Annotated in this window: 18 protein-coding genes; 13 read left to right on the top strand and 5 right to left on the bottom strand. The window is 70.6% G+C overall.

Going from position 1 to position 17,767, the window contains the following annotated elements:
• Window positions 1-5: 5 nt before the first annotated feature.
• Window positions 6-956 carry a quinone oxidoreductase family protein gene (locus ACTJI1_RS01095; RefSeq protein ID WP_440741215.1) on the top strand — a complete coding sequence of 317 codons (951 nt, stop codon included), beginning with the start codon at window positions 6-8 and terminating at the stop codon, window positions 954-956.
• A 302-nt stretch (window positions 957-1,258) separates the two neighbouring features.
• On the opposite strand, the gene ACTJI1_RS01090 is transcribed toward ACTJI1_RS01095, so the two are convergent.
• Window positions 1,259-1,738 carry a MarR family winged helix-turn-helix transcriptional regulator gene (locus ACTJI1_RS01090; RefSeq protein WP_440741214.1) on the bottom strand — a complete coding sequence of 160 codons (480 nt, stop codon included), beginning with the start codon at window positions 1,736-1,738 and terminating at the stop codon, window positions 1,259-1,261.
• Between the two features lie 45 nt (window positions 1,739-1,783).
• Between ACTJI1_RS01090 and ACTJI1_RS01085 the strand changes: the two genes are divergently transcribed.
• Both ACTJI1_RS01085 and ACTJI1_RS01080 read left to right on the top strand, forming a co-directional pair.
• Window positions 1,784-2,692, top strand: coding sequence for an alpha/beta hydrolase (locus ACTJI1_RS01085; RefSeq protein ID WP_440741213.1), 909 nt, complete (start codon window positions 1,784-1,786; stop codon window positions 2,690-2,692).
• A gap of 69 nt (window positions 2,693-2,761) precedes the next feature.
• A complete protein-coding gene (locus ACTJI1_RS01080) occupies window positions 2,762-3,961 on the top strand; it encodes an acyltransferase family protein (RefSeq protein WP_440741212.1) in 1,200 nt (399 codons plus the stop codon).
• 39 nt (window positions 3,962-4,000) lie between these two features.
• On the opposite strand, the gene ACTJI1_RS01075 is transcribed toward ACTJI1_RS01080, so the two are convergent.
• On the bottom strand, window positions 4,001-4,873 hold the full coding sequence (locus ACTJI1_RS01075) for a helix-turn-helix transcriptional regulator (RefSeq protein WP_440741211.1): 873 nt from the start codon (window positions 4,871-4,873) through the stop codon (window positions 4,001-4,003).
• Window positions 4,874-4,975: 102 nt separating this feature from the next.
• On the opposite strand from ACTJI1_RS01075, the gene ACTJI1_RS01070 reads away from it, so the two are divergent.
• From ACTJI1_RS01070 to ACTJI1_RS01050, 5 genes are all read left to right on the top strand, one after another.
• Window positions 4,976-6,238, top strand: coding sequence for a multidrug effflux MFS transporter (locus ACTJI1_RS01070; RefSeq protein WP_440741210.1), 1,263 nt, complete (start codon window positions 4,976-4,978; stop codon window positions 6,236-6,238).
• A complete protein-coding gene (locus ACTJI1_RS01065) occupies window positions 6,226-7,257 on the top strand; it encodes a zinc-dependent alcohol dehydrogenase family protein (protein WP_440741209.1) in 1,032 nt (343 codons plus the stop codon). The genes ACTJI1_RS01070 and ACTJI1_RS01065 overlap by 13 nt, the downstream gene beginning before the upstream one ends.
• Window positions 7,254-7,661, top strand: coding sequence for a (R)-mandelonitrile lyase (locus tag ACTJI1_RS01060; protein WP_440741208.1), 408 nt, complete (start codon window positions 7,254-7,256; stop codon window positions 7,659-7,661). The genes ACTJI1_RS01065 and ACTJI1_RS01060 overlap by 4 nt, the downstream gene beginning before the upstream one ends.
• On the top strand, window positions 7,658-7,993 hold the full coding sequence (locus ACTJI1_RS01055; protein WP_440741207.1) for a carboxymuconolactone decarboxylase family protein: 336 nt from the start codon (window positions 7,658-7,660) through the stop codon (window positions 7,991-7,993). The genes ACTJI1_RS01060 and ACTJI1_RS01055 overlap by 4 nt, the downstream gene beginning before the upstream one ends.
• 70 nt (window positions 7,994-8,063) lie before the next feature.
• Complete coding sequence (locus ACTJI1_RS01050; RefSeq protein ID WP_440741206.1) at window positions 8,064-9,377, top strand: O-acetylhomoserine aminocarboxypropyltransferase/cysteine synthase family protein; 1,314 nt, start codon at window positions 8,064-8,066, stop codon at window positions 9,375-9,377.
• Window positions 9,378-9,540: 163 nt separating this feature from the next.
• On the opposite strand, the gene ACTJI1_RS01045 is transcribed toward ACTJI1_RS01050, so the two are convergent.
• From ACTJI1_RS01045 to ACTJI1_RS01035, 3 genes are all read right to left on the bottom strand, one after another.
• Window positions 9,541-10,719: a MalY/PatB family protein gene (locus ACTJI1_RS01045; protein WP_440741205.1), complete on the bottom strand. Its 1,179-nt coding sequence runs from the start codon at window positions 10,717-10,719 to the stop codon at window positions 9,541-9,543.
• A gap of 70 nt (window positions 10,720-10,789) precedes the next feature.
• Window positions 10,790-11,416, bottom strand: a complete 627-nt coding sequence (locus ACTJI1_RS01040) for a TMEM175 family protein (RefSeq protein WP_440741204.1) — start codon at window positions 11,414-11,416, stop codon at window positions 10,790-10,792.
• 139 nt (window positions 11,417-11,555) lie between these two features.
• Window positions 11,556-11,975 carry a hypothetical protein gene (locus ACTJI1_RS01035; RefSeq protein WP_440741203.1) on the bottom strand — a complete coding sequence of 140 codons (420 nt, stop codon included), beginning with the start codon at window positions 11,973-11,975 and terminating at the stop codon, window positions 11,556-11,558.
• Window positions 11,976-12,197: 222 nt separating this feature from the next.
• On the opposite strand from ACTJI1_RS01035, the gene ACTJI1_RS01030 reads away from it, so the two are divergent.
• The 5 genes from ACTJI1_RS01030 to ACTJI1_RS01010 all read left to right on the top strand — a co-directional run bounded on the left by ACTJI1_RS01030 (window position 12,198) and on the right by ACTJI1_RS01010 (window position 17,744).
• Window positions 12,198-13,454: an ROK family protein gene (locus ACTJI1_RS01030; RefSeq protein WP_440741202.1), complete on the top strand. Its 1,257-nt coding sequence runs from the start codon at window positions 12,198-12,200 to the stop codon at window positions 13,452-13,454.
• A 255-nt stretch (window positions 13,455-13,709) separates the two neighbouring features.
• Entirely contained in the window at window positions 13,710-14,645 is a 936-nt protein-coding gene (locus ACTJI1_RS01025) for an N-acetylglucosamine kinase (protein WP_440741201.1), read from the top strand.
• Complete coding sequence (locus ACTJI1_RS01020; RefSeq protein ID WP_440741200.1) at window positions 14,642-15,943, top strand: extracellular solute-binding protein; 1,302 nt, start codon at window positions 14,642-14,644, stop codon at window positions 15,941-15,943. The genes ACTJI1_RS01025 and ACTJI1_RS01020 overlap by 4 nt, the downstream gene beginning before the upstream one ends.
• Window positions 15,940-16,899: a carbohydrate ABC transporter permease gene (locus ACTJI1_RS01015; protein ID WP_310131453.1), complete on the top strand. Its 960-nt coding sequence runs from the start codon at window positions 15,940-15,942 to the stop codon at window positions 16,897-16,899. The genes ACTJI1_RS01020 and ACTJI1_RS01015 overlap by 4 nt, the downstream gene beginning before the upstream one ends.
• Window positions 16,896-17,744, top strand: a complete 849-nt coding sequence (locus tag ACTJI1_RS01010) for a carbohydrate ABC transporter permease (RefSeq protein ID WP_440741199.1) — start codon at window positions 16,896-16,898, stop codon at window positions 17,742-17,744. The genes ACTJI1_RS01015 and ACTJI1_RS01010 overlap by 4 nt, the downstream gene beginning before the upstream one ends.
• The last annotated feature ends 23 nt before the right edge of the window (window positions 17,745-17,767 follow it).

The raw sequence follows: 17,767 nt of genomic DNA, 5'->3' as shown, positions 1-17,767 counted from the left end.
CGGAGGTGCTCTCCATCACTTCCATCCCCATTCCCGTCCCTCGTGCGAGCCAAGTGCTCATCCAGTCGCAGTTCGCCGGGCTGAACTTCGCCGACGTACTGGCGCGGCGGGGAGTGCCCGGCTACGCGACGCGATGGCCCTTCGTCCCGGGAATGGAGGTTGCCGGGATCATCGTCGGAATCGGAGAAGACGTGACGGCACTGCAGAAGGGGGACCGCGTACTCGCGTTCACAATTGCGGGCGGGAGTATGGCCGAGTTCGTCGTCGCGGCAGCCGACCTCACTATTCCAATTCCCGCGGAACTGGACGCCGCGCGGGCGGCGACCATCCCGCTGACGTGGGCCACGGCCACCGGTCTGGCTCGCCGCGCTCATGCTGGGCGCGGAGACAGCGCGCTGATCACAAGCGCCAGTGGCGGCGTGGGACGCGCACTGTCGACGATCCTCCAACATCGAGGCCTCAACAGAATCGTCGGCGGGATCGGGATGGACAAGCACCCTGAGCCGGGGACGGTGTCCGTTCAACGCAACCACGACTTTTTCGAGCGGGCCCGGAAGGCCAACGGTGGCGAACGCTTCAACCTCATATTCGAATCTGTCGGCGGGGAAGTCCTCCACGAAGCGTTTGCGGCGCTCGCTCCAGGAGGCACGATCCTCACATACGGCGGCGCAGCGGGTGAACCGGACCCCCAACCGCCCACGTATCGGGAACTGCGCGCCGCCAATGCGACGCTGAGCGGATTCAGCATCCTAGGGCTCGCTCGGTCCCAGCCGGAGTGCGCTCGCGAACTGATGACAGCGGCGGTGGCGCACACCGGCGAGGGCTTGGTGATACCGGCACCCCGCATCGTCACCTGGTCCGAGCTCATCGCGGCTCACACACAACACGGGGCAGGCAAAGCGCGAGGCAAGGCAGTCCTGGCGGTCGGTGGCGATCCCCTGGAAGAGCCGACCTGATCTCGAGACGTTCCGAATCGGACGAGTGAGCGGCCGCGAGGACCCGCCGACGAACCCTATTTCGCTGGCCTCCAAGGGCCCCGACGTGACTACATTTTGACTACAAACGCCCGAGATTCAATGTGATCTCACGTGATCTCAGCGCATCGACTTCCGCGGAAAAATAACGATCTGTCACTGTGCGATGCCCCTTGTCACGCCACGATTTCGACTGAAAATCGAAAGGTCACCGGATCGATGCCGGTCGGAGCCACCAAAGAAAGCCCCCGGTCCTAACGGAATCCGGGGGTTTTTTCGTCGTCTCAGCCGACCGGCAGACCCACGCGATCCCGCTCGAGTGCGGAGCGCAGTGTCGCGAGCACGCGCCCTGTCGCCTCGACGTCGGCCGCTGCGAGATCTGCGGTCATCAGCTCGGCCAACCGGTCGCGGAACGTGCTTTCAGCGTCGGCCACGAGGAGCGCGCCTGCGGAGGTCAGGCTGACGAGGGAGGAACGCCCGTCGGTCGGGTTCGGGTGGCGGGCCACCCATCCGCGCGCCTCGAGGCGGTCGACTCCTTTGCTGATCGCGCCGATTCCAGCGGCGAAGTTGGCTGCGACGTCGGCGATCCGCGAACCGGGGTGATCGCGGAAGTAGCGGAGGAACTCGTACTGCGAGGTGGCGATCCCGTGCTCCTGCCGGAGGGACTCGCCGATCGCGTTGTACAGGCGCGTCTCGCAGCGGACCAGGTCGTCGAAGAGCCGGATGAGTGCGTCGTTTGCGCTTTTAGTTGCCACGGCATACATTCTACAGATACATGCCGCGGCAAGTAGTCCGGACGAGAGGAAGACATGAGCAGGGAACAACGACAGGCGCTCGATCGGCAGCTTCGAGCGGCCCCACAAGCCGCCGGTCCGGCCTCCGTCGAGGACCAGCGGGCGGGGTTCGCGCGATTCATGGGCCAGTTCCCCGTGCCGAGCGAGATCACGCGGAGCCCGATCGAGCTGGGCGGGCGACCCGCAGTCCTGGTTCGGCCGGCGACCGATCCGCACCCCGGAACGATCCTCTACTTCCACGGCGGATCGTTCTCGCTCGGGTCACCGGAGACCGCGATGGCCCTCACTGCGCGCCTGGTACGGCAGACCAGCGTGCCCGCCATCTCCCTCGACTACCGGCTGGCGCCCGAGCATCCCTTCCCCGCAGGCATCGACGACTGTCTCGCCGCCTACCGCGAGCTGCTCGACCAGGGAGCCCATCCGTCGTCGATCGTCCTCGCCGGCGACTCCGCCGGCGGCGGCCTGGCGGTCACGACGACCCTCGCCGCCCGCGACCAGGGATTGCCGCTCCCCGCAGGCATCGTCGCCTTCTCGGCGGGCCTCGACCACACGAGGTCCGGTGCGTCGATGTCCTCCAGACGGGACGCCGATCCGCTCTTCACCATCGAAGGGATGCGCCGCACCGGCGACCTCTACCTTGCCGGGCAGGACCCGCACCAGCCGCTCCTCGCGCCCGCGGTACTGGCCGACCTGACCGGGTTCCCTCCGATCCTGCTCCAGGTGGGCACGAACGAGCTGCTGCTCGACGACTCCGTGCGGCTCGCCGACCGGGCCCGCGACGCCGGAGTGGACGTGATCCTGGATGTGGTCGCCGACGTCCCCCATGTGTTCCCCGCGTTCACCGGGGTCCTCGACGAGGCGGACGAAGCCGTCGAGCGGGCCGCGCTGTTCATCACGCAGCGGCTGCGGCATCGGTCCACCTGAGCCGCACCGGGACGCGCATCCCCCGTTCGGGGTGCACCGGATGGTCCACTCGTGGCGTAGCCTTCGAACATGAGTGAAGCTCAGGTTGCTCGGTACCGGTCGCTGGACGGGTTGCGCGGGGTCGCATCCTTCGTCGTCCTGGGCTACCACGCCCTCCTCATCGTCCCGGCGGTGTCGGCGCTCTATGTCGCCCACGCGAATCCCGCCCTCCTCAGCCCCGAGTGGTGGCTGTACGCGACGCCCCTGCGCCTGCTGTTCGCGGGTCACGAGGCCGTGCTCGTGTTCTTCGTGCTGTCCGGATTCGTGCTCACGCTGCCGTTCCTCAGCCGGCCGCCGACCGGGCGGTCGACGCTCGCGTACTACGGCCGCCGCATCGTCCGGCTGTACCTGCCCGTCTGGGCGTCGCTCGTCGTGGCTTTGGCGCTCGCTCTCGCGGTACCGCGTCAGCCCGGTCCGACCTGGCTGGGTTCGCACCACGCGCCGACGGTGGGCACGCTCTGGCATGACGCGATCCTCGTGCTGGGGACCTCGAACCTGAACAGCCCGCTGTGGTCGTTGACCTGGGAAGTGTGGTTCTCCCTCCTGATGCCCCTGATGTACCTGGTGATCCGGTTCGCGCGAGCGGACAGGTGGTGGTGGGCTGCGATTCCTGTGCTCATCGCCGTATCGGCGCTGTCCCGGTTCGCGGTCGTGCGGCAGCTGCTGCCCGCGGCGTGGCTCACCGACGACCTGCTGCAGTACCTGCCCGTGTTCGCCATCGGGATGATCGTGGCCTTCAACCGGGATGGGGTCTCGTCGGCGGCGGCGTCGGTTCGGCACTGGTGGCCGGTCGTCGCCGCGGCGTTGCTGCTGACCGTCGCGCCCTCCATCGCGGCCCCGAACGGTTCGTACGGCGTCCGGCAGTCCGTCGTCTACGCGGCCTCCCTGATCGGTGTGACCGTCATCCTGTGCCTCGCCTTCGCCTCCCCGGCTCGCCGTCCGCTGGAGACGCGGCCGGTGCAGTGGGCCGGCACCCGGTCGTTCAGCATCTACCTCGTGCACGAGCCGATCCTGGTGGCGGTCGCCCTGCTCGTCGGGGCGTCGGGATGGTGGTGGGTCCCGATCGCTGCACTGACCATCCCCGTCATCCTGGTGGTCGCGGAGCTGTTCTACCGGTTGGTGGAACGGCCTTCCATCGCGCTCTCGCGCACGGTCGGCCGCGCTCTGAGCGCCCGACCGGTCCCCGCCGCGGCGGAACCCCGGCCGGCTGTCACGCCGGATGCCGGCTGAGCCGGAGGTAATCGGCGGGCAGTCAGGAAGGCGCGGGCGTCACTGCGCCGACGTCGCCGTCCGCTCCGCCGCCCACGAGGCGAGCAGCCGCAGCCGCTCGGCGGAGGGTGAGCCCGGCTCCGCGGTATAGAGGAGCAGCACGTGGCCGGGCTCCGCGGTGATCGCCAGCTCCTCGTACGCCAGCGTCACCTCCCCCACGACCGGATGCCGAAAGCGTTTGGTGCCCGCGCCGTGCGTGCGGACGTCGTGCGCGCCCCACAACCGGCGGAAGGTGTCGCTGCGGGTCGACAGCTCGCCCACCAGGTCCTGCAGGCCCCGGTTGTGCGGGTCACGGCCCGCCTCGGCGCGCATCACCGCGACGCACATGTCGGCGAACAGGTCCCAGTCCGGGTAGAAGTCGCGCGACGCGGGGTCGAGGAACTGGAAGCGGGCGAGGTTGGGGGTGCGGCCGCCGTCGCCGATCAGCGGCGCGTAGAATGCGCGGCCCAGGGCGTTGAAGGCCAGAACGTCGGATTGCGCGTTGCGGACCACCGCAATGCCGTCGGTGAACGCCTCAAGCGCCCAGTGGAGGCTGGGACGCGCGGCAGGGTCGCGCGAGGTCCGGCGGCGGGGACGCCCCGACAGGGGGATGCCGTCGGCCGCCCTCGCCAGGTCGAAGAGGTGCGCGCGCTCCGTGTCGTCGAGCTGCAGCGCCCGCGCGACGGCGTCCAGCACCGCGGCGGAGACGCCGGAGATCGCGCCGCGCTCGAGCCTCGCGTAGTACTCGACGCTGACATCCGCCAGCATCGCCACCTCCGACCGGCGCAGGCCCTGGACGCGCCGGCCGGAGCCGGCGGTCAGGCCGGCCTGCTCGGGGGTGACCTTGGCGCGCCGCGACATCAGGAACTCGCGGACCTCGGCTCGGTTGTCCATGCCGTCGAGCGTAAGCCGTGACGGCGGCCTGAGGGATGCCCTGGCGGTACACCCCTCAGCAGGGACTCCCTCTCCATTCCGGGAGCGGGTGTGCTTGAGCACGTGACGACGACATCCCCGACCCGGACCCCGGTACGTGCGACCCGCGCCCTCGCGACGCTGCTGCTCGTGCTCACGGTGTTCGGTCCCATCTCGATGGACCTCTACCTGCCGGCGCTCCCCGCGCTCACCACCGAGCTCGGCTCGGCCACCTCGCTCGCGCAGCTGACGGTGACCGCCTGCCTGGTCGGCCTCGCGGCGGGGCAGCTGATCGCGGGGCCGCTCTCCGACCGGTTCGGCCGCAGGACGCCCGCCCTCGCCGGCGTGATCGCGTATGTGATCGTCTCGGCGCTGTGCGCCATCAGCCCGACGATGGAGACGCTGATCGCCGCGCGCCTGCTCCAGGGGCTCGCGGGCGGCGTCGGCATCGTCATCGCGCAGGCGGCCGGACGCGACGTGTACGACGGCGGCCGGCTCATCCGCTTCTACGGACGACTCACGGTCACCGGCGGACTCGCCGCGGTCGTCGGTCCGCTGATCGGCGGAGCGCTCACGGCCGTGCTGGACTGGCGCGGCCTGTTCCTGGTGCTGGCGGTCATCGGCGCGGCGATCCTCGCCTGGGTCGCCGTCGGCCTCCCGGAGACGCTCCCGTCGGCGGATCGCACGAGCGACGGGTTCACGGGACTGCGGCGAGACCTGCGACTGCTCCTCTCGGACCGACGCTTCGTCGGCGCGGTCGTGGCCCAGGGCTTCGCCTACGCGGCCCTGTTCGCCTACCTGAGCGGTGCGACGTACGTCCTCCAGGGCGTCTACGGGCTCACGCCGCAGGGGTACGCGCTCGCCTTCGGGCTCAACTCTGCAGGGTTCATGGTCGCCGGTTACCTGGCCGGACGCGCCTCGGAGCGCTCGCTCGGCGGGACGCTCACGGTCGGGCTCGGTCTCGCCGGGCTCGGCGCGGCGGGACTCCTCGTGGCAGGGCTGGTCCGCGTGCCCCTGCCGATCGTGATCGCGGGGCTGTTCCTGCTGGCCGTCGGCACGGCCGTCACCAGCCCGCCGTCCACGACCATGGCGCTCGCGGGCTATCCGCAGATCGCCGGCACCGCGTCCTCGCTGCTCGGGGCCGCGCGGTTCGCCTTCGGCGGGGTGGCCGCCCCGCTCGTCGGCGTCGCCGGGTCGCTCAGCATCCTGCCGCTCGGCCTCGTCACCACGGCATCCATCGCCCTGGCGGCCGCGACGGTCCTCCTCCACACCCGCCGGGGCGCGAGCACCGCTCCCGGGCATCCCCTCCCCCTCGCAACGAAAGGAACCCGCACATGCGCGGAGTAGTCATGCACGCCCCCGGGGACGTTCGCGTCGAAGAACGCGGCGACCCCACCATCCAGGAGCCGACGGACGCCATCATCCGCGTCACGGCCGCCTGCATCTGCGGCTCGGACCTCTGGCCGTACCGCGGCACGGACGCGGTCACCGAGCCGACCCCGATGGGCCACGAGTACGTCGGGGTCGTCGAGCAGGTCGGCGACGCGGTCCGGAACGTGAGCGTCGGCGATGTCGTGGTCGGGTCGTTCTTCGCCTCGGACAACACGTGCGAGATCTGCCAGGCGGGCTACCAGTCCCGCTGCGTCCACGCCGTGCCGATGGGAGCCCTCGGCACCCAGGCGGAGCGGCTGCGGGTCCCCCTCGCGGACGGAACGCTCGTCGTTGTCCCCGGTGTCCCGACGGACGCGCAGCGGCGCAGCCTGCTCGCGGCTTCCGACGTCCTCGGCACCGGATGGTTCGCGGCCGTCGCCGCCGAGGCCGGGCCGGGCAAGACGGTCGCCGTCGTCGGCGACGGAGCGGTCGGCCTGCTCGGCGTGCTGGCGGCGAAGCATCTCGGGGCCGAGCGCATCATCGCGATGAGCCGCCACGCCGACCGGCAGGCGCTCGCACGACGGTTCGGCGCCACGGACGTCGTCGAGGAGCGCGGCGACGCCGGGGTGGAGCGGATCAAGGCCCTCACGGACGGGCTCGGCGCGCACTCGGTGATCGAGGCGGTCGGCACGCAGGAGTCGATGATGCAGGCCATCCGCGCCACCCGCCCGGGCGGACACGTCGGCTACGTCGGCGTCTCGCACGACGTCGAGCTGCCCGGCCTCGAGCTGTTCTTCTCGGCGGTGCACCTGCACGGAGGCCCGGCGCCGGTGCGGCGGTTCCTCCCCGAGTTGATCGCGTCGATCATGAACGACGAGATCGATCCTGGAGCGGTGTTCGACCTCACCCTCCCGCTCGAGCGGGCGGCCGAGGGCTACCAGGCAATGGACGAAAGACGCGCCATCAAGGTGCTGCTGGAGACGGAGAACGCATGAACATCGAACCCACCACCCCCACGGTCAAGAACCCGCCGGAGCAGTTCGCCGGCGACGTCTGGGTCGACCCGATCGTGACGCCGCACGACGGGGACCAGCGCATGACGGCCGCGCTCGTACGCTTCGCGCCCGGCGCGCGGACGGCGTGGCACAGCCACGCGCGCGGGCAGTACCTGCGGGTCACCGCGGGAGTCGCCCGCTTCGGCGGCCGCGACGGCACGATCATCGAGGTCCACCCGGGCCAGACGCTGTACACCCCGCCGGGCGAGGACCACTGGCACGCGGCTGCCCCCGGCTGCTTCATGGAGCACATCGCGTTCCTGGAGGCCGGCGACGACCCCGCTGAGACGACGATCTGGAAAGAGCACATCACCGACGACGAGTTCGAAGGGCGCACGGCATGAGCGACGAGACGACGGGATGGACGGGCGGACAGCGCGCGTTCGGCGACTTCGCGCCCGGCCTCGTCCACTACACGGACCGGGTGCTCTTCGACGAGGTGTGGGAGCGCCCCGAGCTCTCGAAGCGCGACCGTAGCCTGGTGACGGTGGCCGCACTGCTCACCGGCGGCAGCATCGAGCAGCTGCGGTTCCACCTGGTGTTCGCCCGCGACAACGGCGTGACCCAGGACGAGCTGATCGAGGCGATCACGCACCTCGCCTTCTACGCCGGCTGGCCGAAGGCGATGTCCGCGATGACGATGGCCAAGGAGGTCTTCGGAGGCGAGCAGTCCTAGGAGGGGTGCTGCGGCCGTCGCATGGCGCAACAACGTGGCAGTCTGCCGCGGCTCTCACTACAGTGACCCCATGCCAGGCCGCAGCACCCGACCGCTCGACTTCGAGACCCGCCAGATCCACGCCGGAGCCGTGGTCGACTCCGAGACCCGCTCCCGCGTGACCCCGATCTACCAGACGGCGGCGTACGTCTTCGACAGCTTCGACGACGGCGAGGAGCGGTTCGCCGGCCGCAGCGCCTACCGCGCGTACTCGCGCAACGAGAACCCCACCAACGCGGTCGCCGGGCGCAGGATCGCCGACCTCGAGGGCGGCGTGGACGGGATCGTCGTCGCCAGCGGACAGGCGGCGATCGCCTCCGCCCTGAGCGCTCTCGCGGCGAACGGTGACCACATCCTGGCCTCGCGGTCGCTCTATGAGGGCACGCGCGAGATGTTCCGCGGCGTGCTCGCGCGGCAGGGCATCGAGTTCGAGTACGTGCCCGACGACGCGGACGACGCCGAGTGGGCGTCGCGCATCCGCCCGAACACCAAGGCCGTCTACACCGAGACGCTCCCCAACCCGCTCGGCCAGGTGGTGGACATCGAGCGGATCGGCCGGCTGGCCCACCAGGCGGGCGTCCCGCTCGTTGTCGACAACACCGTGCCGACCCCGTACCTCTGGCGCCCCATCGAAGACGGTGCCGACATCGTCATCCACTCGACGTCGAAGTGGCTGTCCGGTCACGCGTCGGTGATCGGCGGCGCCGTCGTCGACGCGGGACGCTTCGACTGGGCGGCGCAGGCGGAACGGTTCCCGCAGCTCGCCGCGGCGCCGCGGCCCGGCGTCCCGTCCTTCGTCGAGCGCTACGGCGAGGGCGCCTACCTCGCCTACGTCCGCAGCGTGATCGTGCTCGAGTACGGGCCGACGGTGCCACCGACCAGCAGCTTCCTGCTGCTCCACGGCATCGAGACCCTGTCGGTGCGGATGGACCGGCACGTCGCCAGCGCGCAGACGGTGGCGGAGTGGCTGGAGGCACGGCCGGAGGTCGCCGAGGTGCACTACCCGGGCCTCCCGTCGAACCCGTTCCACACCCGCGCCCAGCGCTACCTGCCTGCGGGAGCGGGATCGATCGTGTCCATCGAGCTGGCCGGCGGACGGGAGGCGGCCCGCCGCTTCATCGACGCACTGGAGCTGATCTCGCCGATGACGCACATCGGCGACGTCCGGACGCTCGCGATCCACCTCGGCAGCACCATCCACGCCAAGCTGACGCCCGAGGAGCAGGCGGAGGCGGGGATCGGACCGGGGCTGATCCGCCTGTCGATCGGGCTGGAGAGCGTGCGCGACATCCTGGACGACCTCGACCGCGGGCTGGTCGCCGCGGGCGGCGCGGATGGCGCGTGAGACTCGCCTCCAGTCCCAGCGTCGGAGATTCGGCGCCTACCGTCGGATGATCGGCTGAAATCGGCGCGAAACTCCTGCGCCAGAGCCCTGTGTCGGAGATTTGGGACCCGTTCTCCGACGATCGGTGACTGCCGGCAGCGGCGCCGCCGTCAGGCGAGCGGCGTCAGCCGGCGAGCACCGCCCGCTCGCGCGCGGCGGCGACCGTCGCGGCGATGCGGCGCACCGCCTCCACCACGGTGGACGGGTTGCACGCCAGGTTGATCCGGGCGAAGCCACGTCCCGGCTCGCCGAAGGCGAGCCCCGAGTTGAGGGCGACCCTCCCCTGCTCGATCAGCACGCGGGCGGGGTCGTCGCCGAGGCCGGCGTCGCGGAAGTCGAGCCAGACCAGATACCCGGCGTCGGGCAGGACGACGCGGACGGCGGGTGCGTGCTCGGCCAGCTCGGCCTCGAGCAGCCGGACGTTCGAGACCAGGAGGCCGAGGAGGTCGTCCCGCCAGCTGACGCACGAGAGGGCGGCCACGTTGGCGTGGAGGCCGAGGATGCTGGTGCGCGCGGCCAGCTCCTCCGGCAGGGCGGTCAGCAGCTGTGCCGACGCGTCGTCGGCCGGCACGACGACGGCGCACTTGAGGCCGGCGAGGTTCCAGGCCTTGCTCGCCGACGTGACGGTGACCGAACGGGCGCCGGCGGCGCGGGCGATCGGCGCGAAGGGGGTGAAGACGGCTCCGGGATGCGCGAGCGGCGCATGCACCTCGTCGCTGACCACGAACACGTCGTAGCGTGCGGCTAGCGCGGCGAGCGCCTCCAGGACGCTGCGGCTGTGACATCGGCCGGTCGGGTTCTGCGGGTTGCAGAGCAGCAGGGCGTCGGCTCCCTCCGCGAAGGCGCGCTCGATCGCCACGAGGTCGAGCGACCAGTCCTCGTCCTCGAGCAGCGGGACCGTGACCGCCACCGCATCCGCCTCGTCCACCATCTCGAAGAACGGCGGGTACACGGGCGGCGTGAGCACGACGCATCCACCGACTTCGGGCAGGTCCAGCCGGAGCGCCTCGACCACGCCGACCGTCACATCCGTCGCCAGGTGCACCGTGCCCGGATCGACCTCCCAGCCCCACTCGCGCGCCGCGAAGGAGGCGAAGGCTGGCGCCAGCGGACCGGCGGAGTCCAGGTAGCCGGTGTCCGAGTGCCGCAGGGTCTCGGCGACGCGGTCCAGGATGGCCGGCTCGACATCGAAGTCCATCTCGGCGACGAAGACGGGCAGCACGTCCGCCGGGTAGCGGCGCCACTTGATGCTCGACCTGGTCGCGAAGAGCTGCTCCAGGGATCGTGCCGGTCCGAAGCTCATTCGGACACTGTGCCGCAGCCGCGGCGGCGCCGCGACCCGGAGCGTCAAAAAGCGTAGTGAAAGCGGCCTGTCAGGACGGCGCGCCGTCGCCGAGACGGCCGGTCTCCGACGTGCCCGTCTGGTTGAACAGGTAGTAGAGGCTCAGAGCGGCGAGCGCCACGAGCATCGCGACGACGCTGAACAGTCCGACGACGGTGATCACGGGGTAGACGACGGTGCCCAGCCCGAACCGCAGCAGGGAGCGGCGGCGCGTGGCCGCATCCATCTGGCCCGACGCCACCAGCTGGCCGGTGATGCGCGCCTGGAGCACGGTGAAACCGACGGCGACGCCGGTCATCGCGCCTCCGTACAGGACCGCCGCGACGCGGAGATCGGTGCGGTCGCCTCCCGCGAGGGCCGCGGCCAGCGTCGACGTCGTGAAGGGGAGCGCGGTGACGAACATGAGGAGGACGAGGTTCCAGAACAGCAGCGTGCGGTCGACGACCTGAACCAACCGCACCACCGCGTGATGGTTCACCCAGATGACGCCGATGACCAGGAAGCTCACGATGTAGGAGGCGAACGACGGCCACGCTGCGACCAGCTGGGCGAACAGGCCGCCCGGCTCGCCGGGCTCCAGGTGCAGGTCGAGCACCAGCAGCGTGATGGCGACGGCGAGCACGCCGTCGCTGAAGGCCTCGAGCCGTGTCTTCGACATCGTCGTCCCTCCTGGCGGGAGGATGTGCTCCCGGCGACGATCATGCCGCAGCGGCGGCGTGTGCGCACCGGTGGGGCGATGTCGGCCGGGACGCGAGCGCCGGTCACGACGCGAGCGCCGGTCAGGACGCGAGCGCCGGTCAGGACGCGAGTGCGACCTGGCGGAACCGGATCACCGACGAGTCCGCGCCGCGGTCCGCCCGGTCGTAGGCGGCGCGGATGGGGTTCACCGCGCGGCCGTTCGGCAGGACGACCTCGAGCCCCGCGTCGTCCGGTGCTCCCCGGCGGCGCGCAGCGGCGCTCCAGTGCCCGCCGTCGGTGCGCACGAGGATCTCGCCGATCAGGCAGCCGAGGCTCTGCAGGGTGAACTCGTCGCCGACGAACCCGTCGTCCGTGCGGAGGTCGGTGAACAGGCGCTCGACGTAGACGAGGTCCTCAGGCACGTAGGTGACCGTGTGGCCGTAGATGTCGCGGATGCCGCCCGCCATGGCTCCGGCCAGCAACGAGCCGACGGCGGGGTCAGTCCGCCGCCGGCCCGTTGCACGAGGGAACCGGAACATGCCGCCGACGGTACCCCTGCCCTTCGAGCGGATGCGCGCCCCAGTTCGAGTGCCCCCGCTGCGGGTCACGGCGAAGAGGTCATGCATCCCGGAGGCGATCGCAGCGTCGCTAGGCTGAGCGCGGAGTGACCGGCGACCGGGTGGCGGCGGCGCACATCCGATCACTGCGATAGTAAAGTGTGCGCAGACCGCGGGAGCGGGGGACGGGACGAGGAGGCGCCGGTGGCGAAGCGGACGCGGGCGACGGCGACCACGAGCACCCTCGCACGCGTCAACCAGACCGCCATCATCGAGGCGCTGCGCGAGTCCGGTGCGCTGTCGCGGCAGCAGCTCGGCGTCAAGACCGGCCTCAGCCCGGCCACCATCAACCGGCTCACCGCATCCCTCATCGACGACGGCCTCATCGTTCCGGCCGGGCAGGAGCCGTCGACCGGCGGGCGGCCCTCCGTCCTGCTGCGGTACGCCGGCAGCTCGCGGCTCGTCGCGGCCATCCAGCTGCGCGCCGAGACGGTGACGGGCATCCTCGTCGACTTCGACGGGAAGGTGGTGTTCCGGCGGTCGGTGGCGCTCGGCGCCCGGCAGGCCGGGGCGGAAGGCGGTGGCGGGCCGGATGATGGCGCCGCGGGCGGCGGCGGAACGGTCGCGGCACCGGACCAGGACCGGCAGCTGCGCAAGGTGTTCCGGCTCTTCGACGACCTGATCGCGACCGCGGACTCGATGGGCACGCCGTGCCTCGCGGTCGGGATCGCCGTGCCCGGCGTGGTGCAGCAGCCGGACGGCGTGGTCGGCACGATGCCGGAGTTCGGCTGGACAGGCGTCCCGTTCGGCGCGCTGCTGCGCGAACGGACCGACCTGCCCGTCGTCGTAGAGAACGACGCGAACGCGCTGGCCTACGGCGAGTTGCACGCCGGCGCGGGCAGGGGGTTGTCGAGCCTGGTGGCGCTGTTCCTCGAGAACGGCCTCGGCGCGGGCATCGTCGCGAACGGCGAACTGCACCGCGGAGCGCGCGCGGAGGCGGGCGAGATCGGCTACCTGCTCATGGAACGGTCCTCGCTGGAACGCTCGTACGACGCGCGCGGCGACCTCGAGGACCGCATCGGCTCGCTCGCGCTGACGCAGCGCGCCCGGGAACGCGGCATGCCCATCCCCGCCTCCGGCTCACTGACCGCCGAGGACGTCTTCGAACTTGCGCGCACCGGCAACGCAGACGCGCAGGAGCTGGCCGACGAGATCCTCGACATGGTGGCGATCGCGGTCGCGGCGCTGGTGATCGTGCTCGACCCGGAGCTCGTCGTGGTGGGAAGCAGCTTCGTCGGCAGCTCCGACATGGTGATCCCCGGCATCCAGGAGCGGCTGCGCGGGCGCATCATCCGCGTGCCGCGCATCGAGCCGGCGACCCACCGCGAGGATGCGGTGCTGCTGGGCGCCGCGGAGCTGGCCGCCGCCGAGGTCAACGGGTTCGCCTACCTCGCGTTCTGACCCGACATTCGTGCCGAATGTCGCCTCTCGCGTCGCGGCAACCCCCATTCGTGACGAATGTCTTGCTTCGGGTCGTAGCGACATTCGTGCCGCATGTCGCCTCTCGCGGCGGGGAAGCGCGCATTCGTGACGAATGTCGTCCCCGGCCACGCGCGGGCCTTGACGGGGGCGGGGAGCGTCGCCTAGGTTGGGCGTCAACTTCTTCTCACTCCGATAGGAAAGAAGAAGGTACTTCAACGACGCAGAGGAGCAGACGTGATCGTCGGAATCGACATCGGCGGCACCAAGACGCACGTGTGCGTCGAGGACGACGCCGGCGCCGCGCTCCTCGACCGGTCGGTCAAGACCGCCGACTGGCAGCACGGGGGCCACCTCCACTCGGAGGACAACGTCCGCGGCCTGCTCGCCCTGCTGGATGCGGTGCCCGGCGCCGCGGAGGCTCCCCTCGTCGTCGGCGCCCACGGGCTCGACAGCGAAGCCCAGACGCTCGCCTTCTCCGACATGCTCGCGGAGCTGCACGACGGACCGGCGCTGGCCGTCAACGACGTCGAGCTGGTCGGACCGGCGGCCGGCTTCGACGAGGCGATCGCCGTCATCGCGGGCACCGGCAGCAAGGTCGTCGGCCGCCGCGCCGACGGCAGCCTGGTGAGCGCCGGAGGCTACGGCTACATCCTGAACGACCCCGGCAGCGCCCCCGCCCTGGTGCGGGACGCCGTGCGCTCGCTGTTCGACGCGGTCGATCAGGACGAGCCGCGCGACGCGCTGGCCGACGCCCTCTTCGCCCACTTCGGCGTCGACGAGATCGTCGGGCTCTCCAACGCGCTCACGGTCCGCCCGCGCGTCACGGCGTGGGGCGCCGCCGCACCGCTCGTCTTCGCGGCGGCCGATGCGGGCAGCGAACGGGCGGCACGCGTCATCGACGCCGCCGCCGACGAGCTCGCCCGGAGCGTCGAGCTGGTCCACCGCCGCGGCGCGGCCGGCGACGACGTGGTCTGCGCGGGCGGCGTCGTCAGCCATCAGCCGCGGCTGTTCGACGCCCTCGGCGAGCGCCTGCGCGCCCGCGGGCTCACCCACTCCATCCACCTGCTGGATGTCGCCCCGGTGCGCGGCGCCCTCGCGCTCGCCCGGCGGCTCACGGAGGCGGCCACTGTCGTCCCCTTCGCACCATCGAACACACGGAGGAAGTCATGAGAATCACATCCACCGGGCGCCGTCGCGCACTCGGGGCCCTCGGGCTCGCCGCGACCGCCGCTCTCGCCCTCAGCGCCTGCAGCGTCACCGGCGCCGGCACCGCGTCGGGCGGCGAGGGCGACGGCACCGGCACGATCAACGCCCTGTTCATGAAGCAGGCCGGCTACTCGGAGTCGGACGTCAACGCGATGATCAAGGACTTCGAGGCGAAGAACCCCAAGATCACCGTCAAGCCGACGTTCGTCGCCTACGAGGCGCTGCACGACAAGATCGTCACCTCGGCTCCGGCCGGAACGTACGACGTCGTGCACCTCGACGTGATCTGGCCGGCGGAGTTCGCCTCCAAGAACATCATCACCGACGTGACCAAGCGGTTCCCGTCCTCGTGGAAGAGCGACATGCTCGGCGGCGCGCTCACCAGCGCCGAGTACAAGGGCAAATTCTACGGCGTGCCGTGGGGCCCGTCCACGAAGCTGTTCTTCTACAACAAGGACATGCTGGCCAAGGTGGGCGCGACCCCCGACGACGTCAAGACGTGGGACGGCGTGCTCGCCGTCGCCAAGAAGCTCAAGGACGCGGGGGTGGTGCAGTACCCGATCGCCTGGAGCTGGTCGCAGGCCGAGGCGCTGGTGTGCGACTACGCCGAGCTGCTCGGGGCGTACGGCGGCCAGTTCACCGACTCCAGCGGAAAGCTCGACATCAACAAGGGCGCGGGCGTGCAGGCGCTCGAGTTCATGAAGAAGTCGCTGGATGAGGGGCTCACCGACCCGGCGTCGACGACCTTCCTCGAGGACGACACCGACAAGTCCATGGCGGCCGGCAAGACGGCGATGGAGCTGAACTGGGAGTCGACCTTCCGCGACCAGAACGACCCGTCGATCTCGAAGGTGGTCGGGCAGATCGCGGTCACCGCTCCCCCGGCGGGCCCCAGCGGCGACAACCCCGGCGTGAACGGCTCCATGGCGCTCGCCATCGGCGCCAAGTCGAAGCACCAGGCGGCCGCGTGGAAGTTCATCGAGTACATGACCAGCGAGGCGGTGCAGGACAAGTACGTCAAGAGCTCGATGACGAACTGGAAGGCCAGCTACACCAAGCCCGAGATCACGAAGACCAACCCCGAGGTGTTCGCCGCCGCGGGCAAGGCCTACGACTCGATGATCCTGCGCCCGCCGGTGCCGAACTACAACACCGTGTCGCAGGCCATCCAGGTGGAGCTGCAGAACGCGCTGCTCGGAAAGAAGAGCCCGCAGCAGGCCCTCGACGACGCGGTCAAGGCCGCGAACGAGAACCAGGGATGAGCGGCGTGTCGGTCGCCGGAGTCGAGACGGAGCGACGCGCCCCCGCGACGGGGCAGCGCCGCAACCGGCGCAAGCGCGACAACCAGGGAAGGCTCGCCTTCTGGCTGCTGCTGCCCGCCGCGATCGCGGTGTTCGGGGTCATCGTGTACCCGATCCTGCGCACGCTCCTCATCTCGTTCTTCGAGGTGAACTCGGCGCTGGCGACCGACACCCCGTTCGTCGGGCTGCAGAACTACATCGACACCCTCACCGCCCCGGGCTTCTGGGCGGCGATGGGACGGACGCTGTACTTCACCCTCGTCTCGACCGCGCTGGAGCTGGTGCTCGGCCTGATCGTGGCGGGACTCCTCAACGCGAAGCTCCGGGCGCGGTGGCTGTTCCGCGCCGTCGTGATCATCCCGTGGGCGATCCCGACGATCGTGAACGCGGCGATGTGGAAGGGCATCTTCAACGCCCAGTACGGCGCACTGAACGCCGCGCTGACCCAGCTCGGCATCATCGACCAGTACCAGGCGTGGCTCGGAGACCCGACCCTCGCGCTCAACATGGTCATCGTCGCCGACGTCTGGAAGACGACCCCGCTGGTGGCGTTCTTCCTGCTGGCGGGGCTCACGTCCATCCCGAGCGAGCTGTACGAGGCGGCGAAGGTCGACCGGGCGAGCTGGCCGCGCATCTTCCGCACCATCGTGCTGCCGATGCTCGTGCCGTCGATCTCGATCGTGCTGGTGCTGCGCACCGTGGAGGCGTTCAAGGTCTTCGACATCATCTACGCGATGACCCGCGGCGGGCCCGTGAACGGCACCCAGACGATCGCGTACTACGCCTACACGACCGCGTTCTCCGACCAGAACTTCGGGGTCGGCGCCGCGCTGTCGTACATCATCGTGCTGGTCATCCTCGCGCTGACCTTCGTCTACCTGCGCATGCTGCGCCGATCCGAGATGAGCCTGCTGTGAAGCGCACCACCCGCAACTCGATCCTGATCCACCTCGCGGCGCTGGTGGTCGCGGTCGTCATCCTGCTGCCCTTCGGGTGGATGGTGATCGCCAGCGTGACGCCGCAGCGCATCCTGATCTCCACACCGCTGCAGTGGATCCCGGACACGCTCGACTGGAGCCGCTACGAGCTGATCTTCCGCGGCGGGGCGGAGAGCGTCGGCGCGACGTTCCGCGCGGCGCTCGCCAACACCACCATCGTGGCGGTCGGGACCGTCGCGGTCTCGATGGTCGTCGGCATCCTCGGCGCCTACGCGTTCGCGCGGCTGCGGTTCCGCTTCCGGCAGGCGGTGCTCATCCTCTTCCTGGCGACGTACATGCTGCCGCAGATCGCGCTGCTCATTCCTCTTTATCTGATCCTCAACTCGCTGGGGCTGCTGGACTCGGTGGTCGGCCTGATCATCGTCGACTGCTCTCTCGTGGTGCCGTTCGTGCTGTGGATCCTCAGCAACTACTTCCTGACCATCCCGGAGGAGCTGGAGGAGGCGGCCCGCATCGACGGAGCCTCGCGGCTGGGCGCGCTGTTCCGCGTGGTGCTGCCCGCCGCGCGCCCCGGCATCTTCGCGGCGATCATGTTCGCGTTCCTGCTGGCGTGGGACGAGTTCATGTACGCGCTGATCTTCACCTCGTCGAACGCGGCCAAGACGCTGCCGGTCGCGATCAGCGAGTTCGCCGGACGCTACACGACCGACTTCGGGCTCGTGGCTGCCGGCGGCATCCTCGCGGCCCTTCCCCCGATCATCGTCGCCCTGATCTTCCAGCGGTACGTCGTCAGCGGCATGGCCGCCGGCGCCGTCAAGGGCTGACCCTCCCCGACCGACCTCCCTCA

This window comes from Leifsonia sp. 22587, assembly GCF_052044215.1.
In the GTDB taxonomy this organism is placed as follows: Bacteria; Actinomycetota; Actinomycetes; order Actinomycetales; family Microbacteriaceae; genus Leifsonia; species Leifsonia shinshuensis_C.
Note: the sequence above shows the minus strand (reverse complement) of the source record. Positions and strands in the feature narration are given on the sequence as shown.

What these genes read in the sequence shown, in the direction of transcription:
- ACTJI1_RS01090 (WP_440741214.1), bottom strand. Translation starts at nt 1,738, where the DNA reads ATGTATGCCGTGGCAACTAAAAGCGCAAACGACGCACTCATCCGGCTC.
- ACTJI1_RS01055 (WP_440741207.1), top strand. Translation starts at nt 7,658, where the DNA reads ATGAGCGACGAGACGACGGGATGGACGGGCGGACAGCGCGCGTTCGGC.
- ACTJI1_RS01040 (WP_440741204.1), bottom strand. Translation starts at nt 11,416, where the DNA reads ATGTCGAAGACACGGCTCGAGGCCTTCAGCGACGGCGTGCTCGCCGTC.
- ACTJI1_RS01035 (WP_440741203.1), bottom strand. Translation starts at nt 11,975, where the DNA reads ATGTTCCGGTTCCCTCGTGCAACGGGCCGGCGGCGGACTGACCCCGCC.
- ACTJI1_RS01065 (WP_440741209.1), top strand. Translation starts at nt 6,226, where the DNA reads ATGCGCGGAGTAGTCATGCACGCCCCCGGGGACGTTCGCGTCGAAGAA.
- ACTJI1_RS01050 (WP_440741206.1), top strand. Translation starts at nt 8,064, where the DNA reads ATGCCAGGCCGCAGCACCCGACCGCTCGACTTCGAGACCCGCCAGATC.
- ACTJI1_RS01075 (WP_440741211.1), bottom strand. Translation starts at nt 4,873, where the DNA reads ATGGACAACCGAGCCGAGGTCCGCGAGTTCCTGATGTCGCGGCGCGCC.
- ACTJI1_RS01060 (WP_440741208.1), top strand. Translation starts at nt 7,254, where the DNA reads ATGAACATCGAACCCACCACCCCCACGGTCAAGAACCCGCCGGAGCAG.
- ACTJI1_RS01080 (WP_440741212.1), top strand. Translation starts at nt 2,762, where the DNA reads ATGAGTGAAGCTCAGGTTGCTCGGTACCGGTCGCTGGACGGGTTGCGC.
- ACTJI1_RS01020 (WP_440741200.1), top strand. Translation starts at nt 14,642, where the DNA reads ATGAGAATCACATCCACCGGGCGCCGTCGCGCACTCGGGGCCCTCGGG.
- ACTJI1_RS01045 (WP_440741205.1), bottom strand. Translation starts at nt 10,719, where the DNA reads ATGAGCTTCGGACCGGCACGATCCCTGGAGCAGCTCTTCGCGACCAGG.
- ACTJI1_RS01085 (WP_440741213.1), top strand. Translation starts at nt 1,784, where the DNA reads ATGAGCAGGGAACAACGACAGGCGCTCGATCGGCAGCTTCGAGCGGCC.
- ACTJI1_RS01015 (WP_310131453.1), top strand. Translation starts at nt 15,940, where the DNA reads ATGAGCGGCGTGTCGGTCGCCGGAGTCGAGACGGAGCGACGCGCCCCC.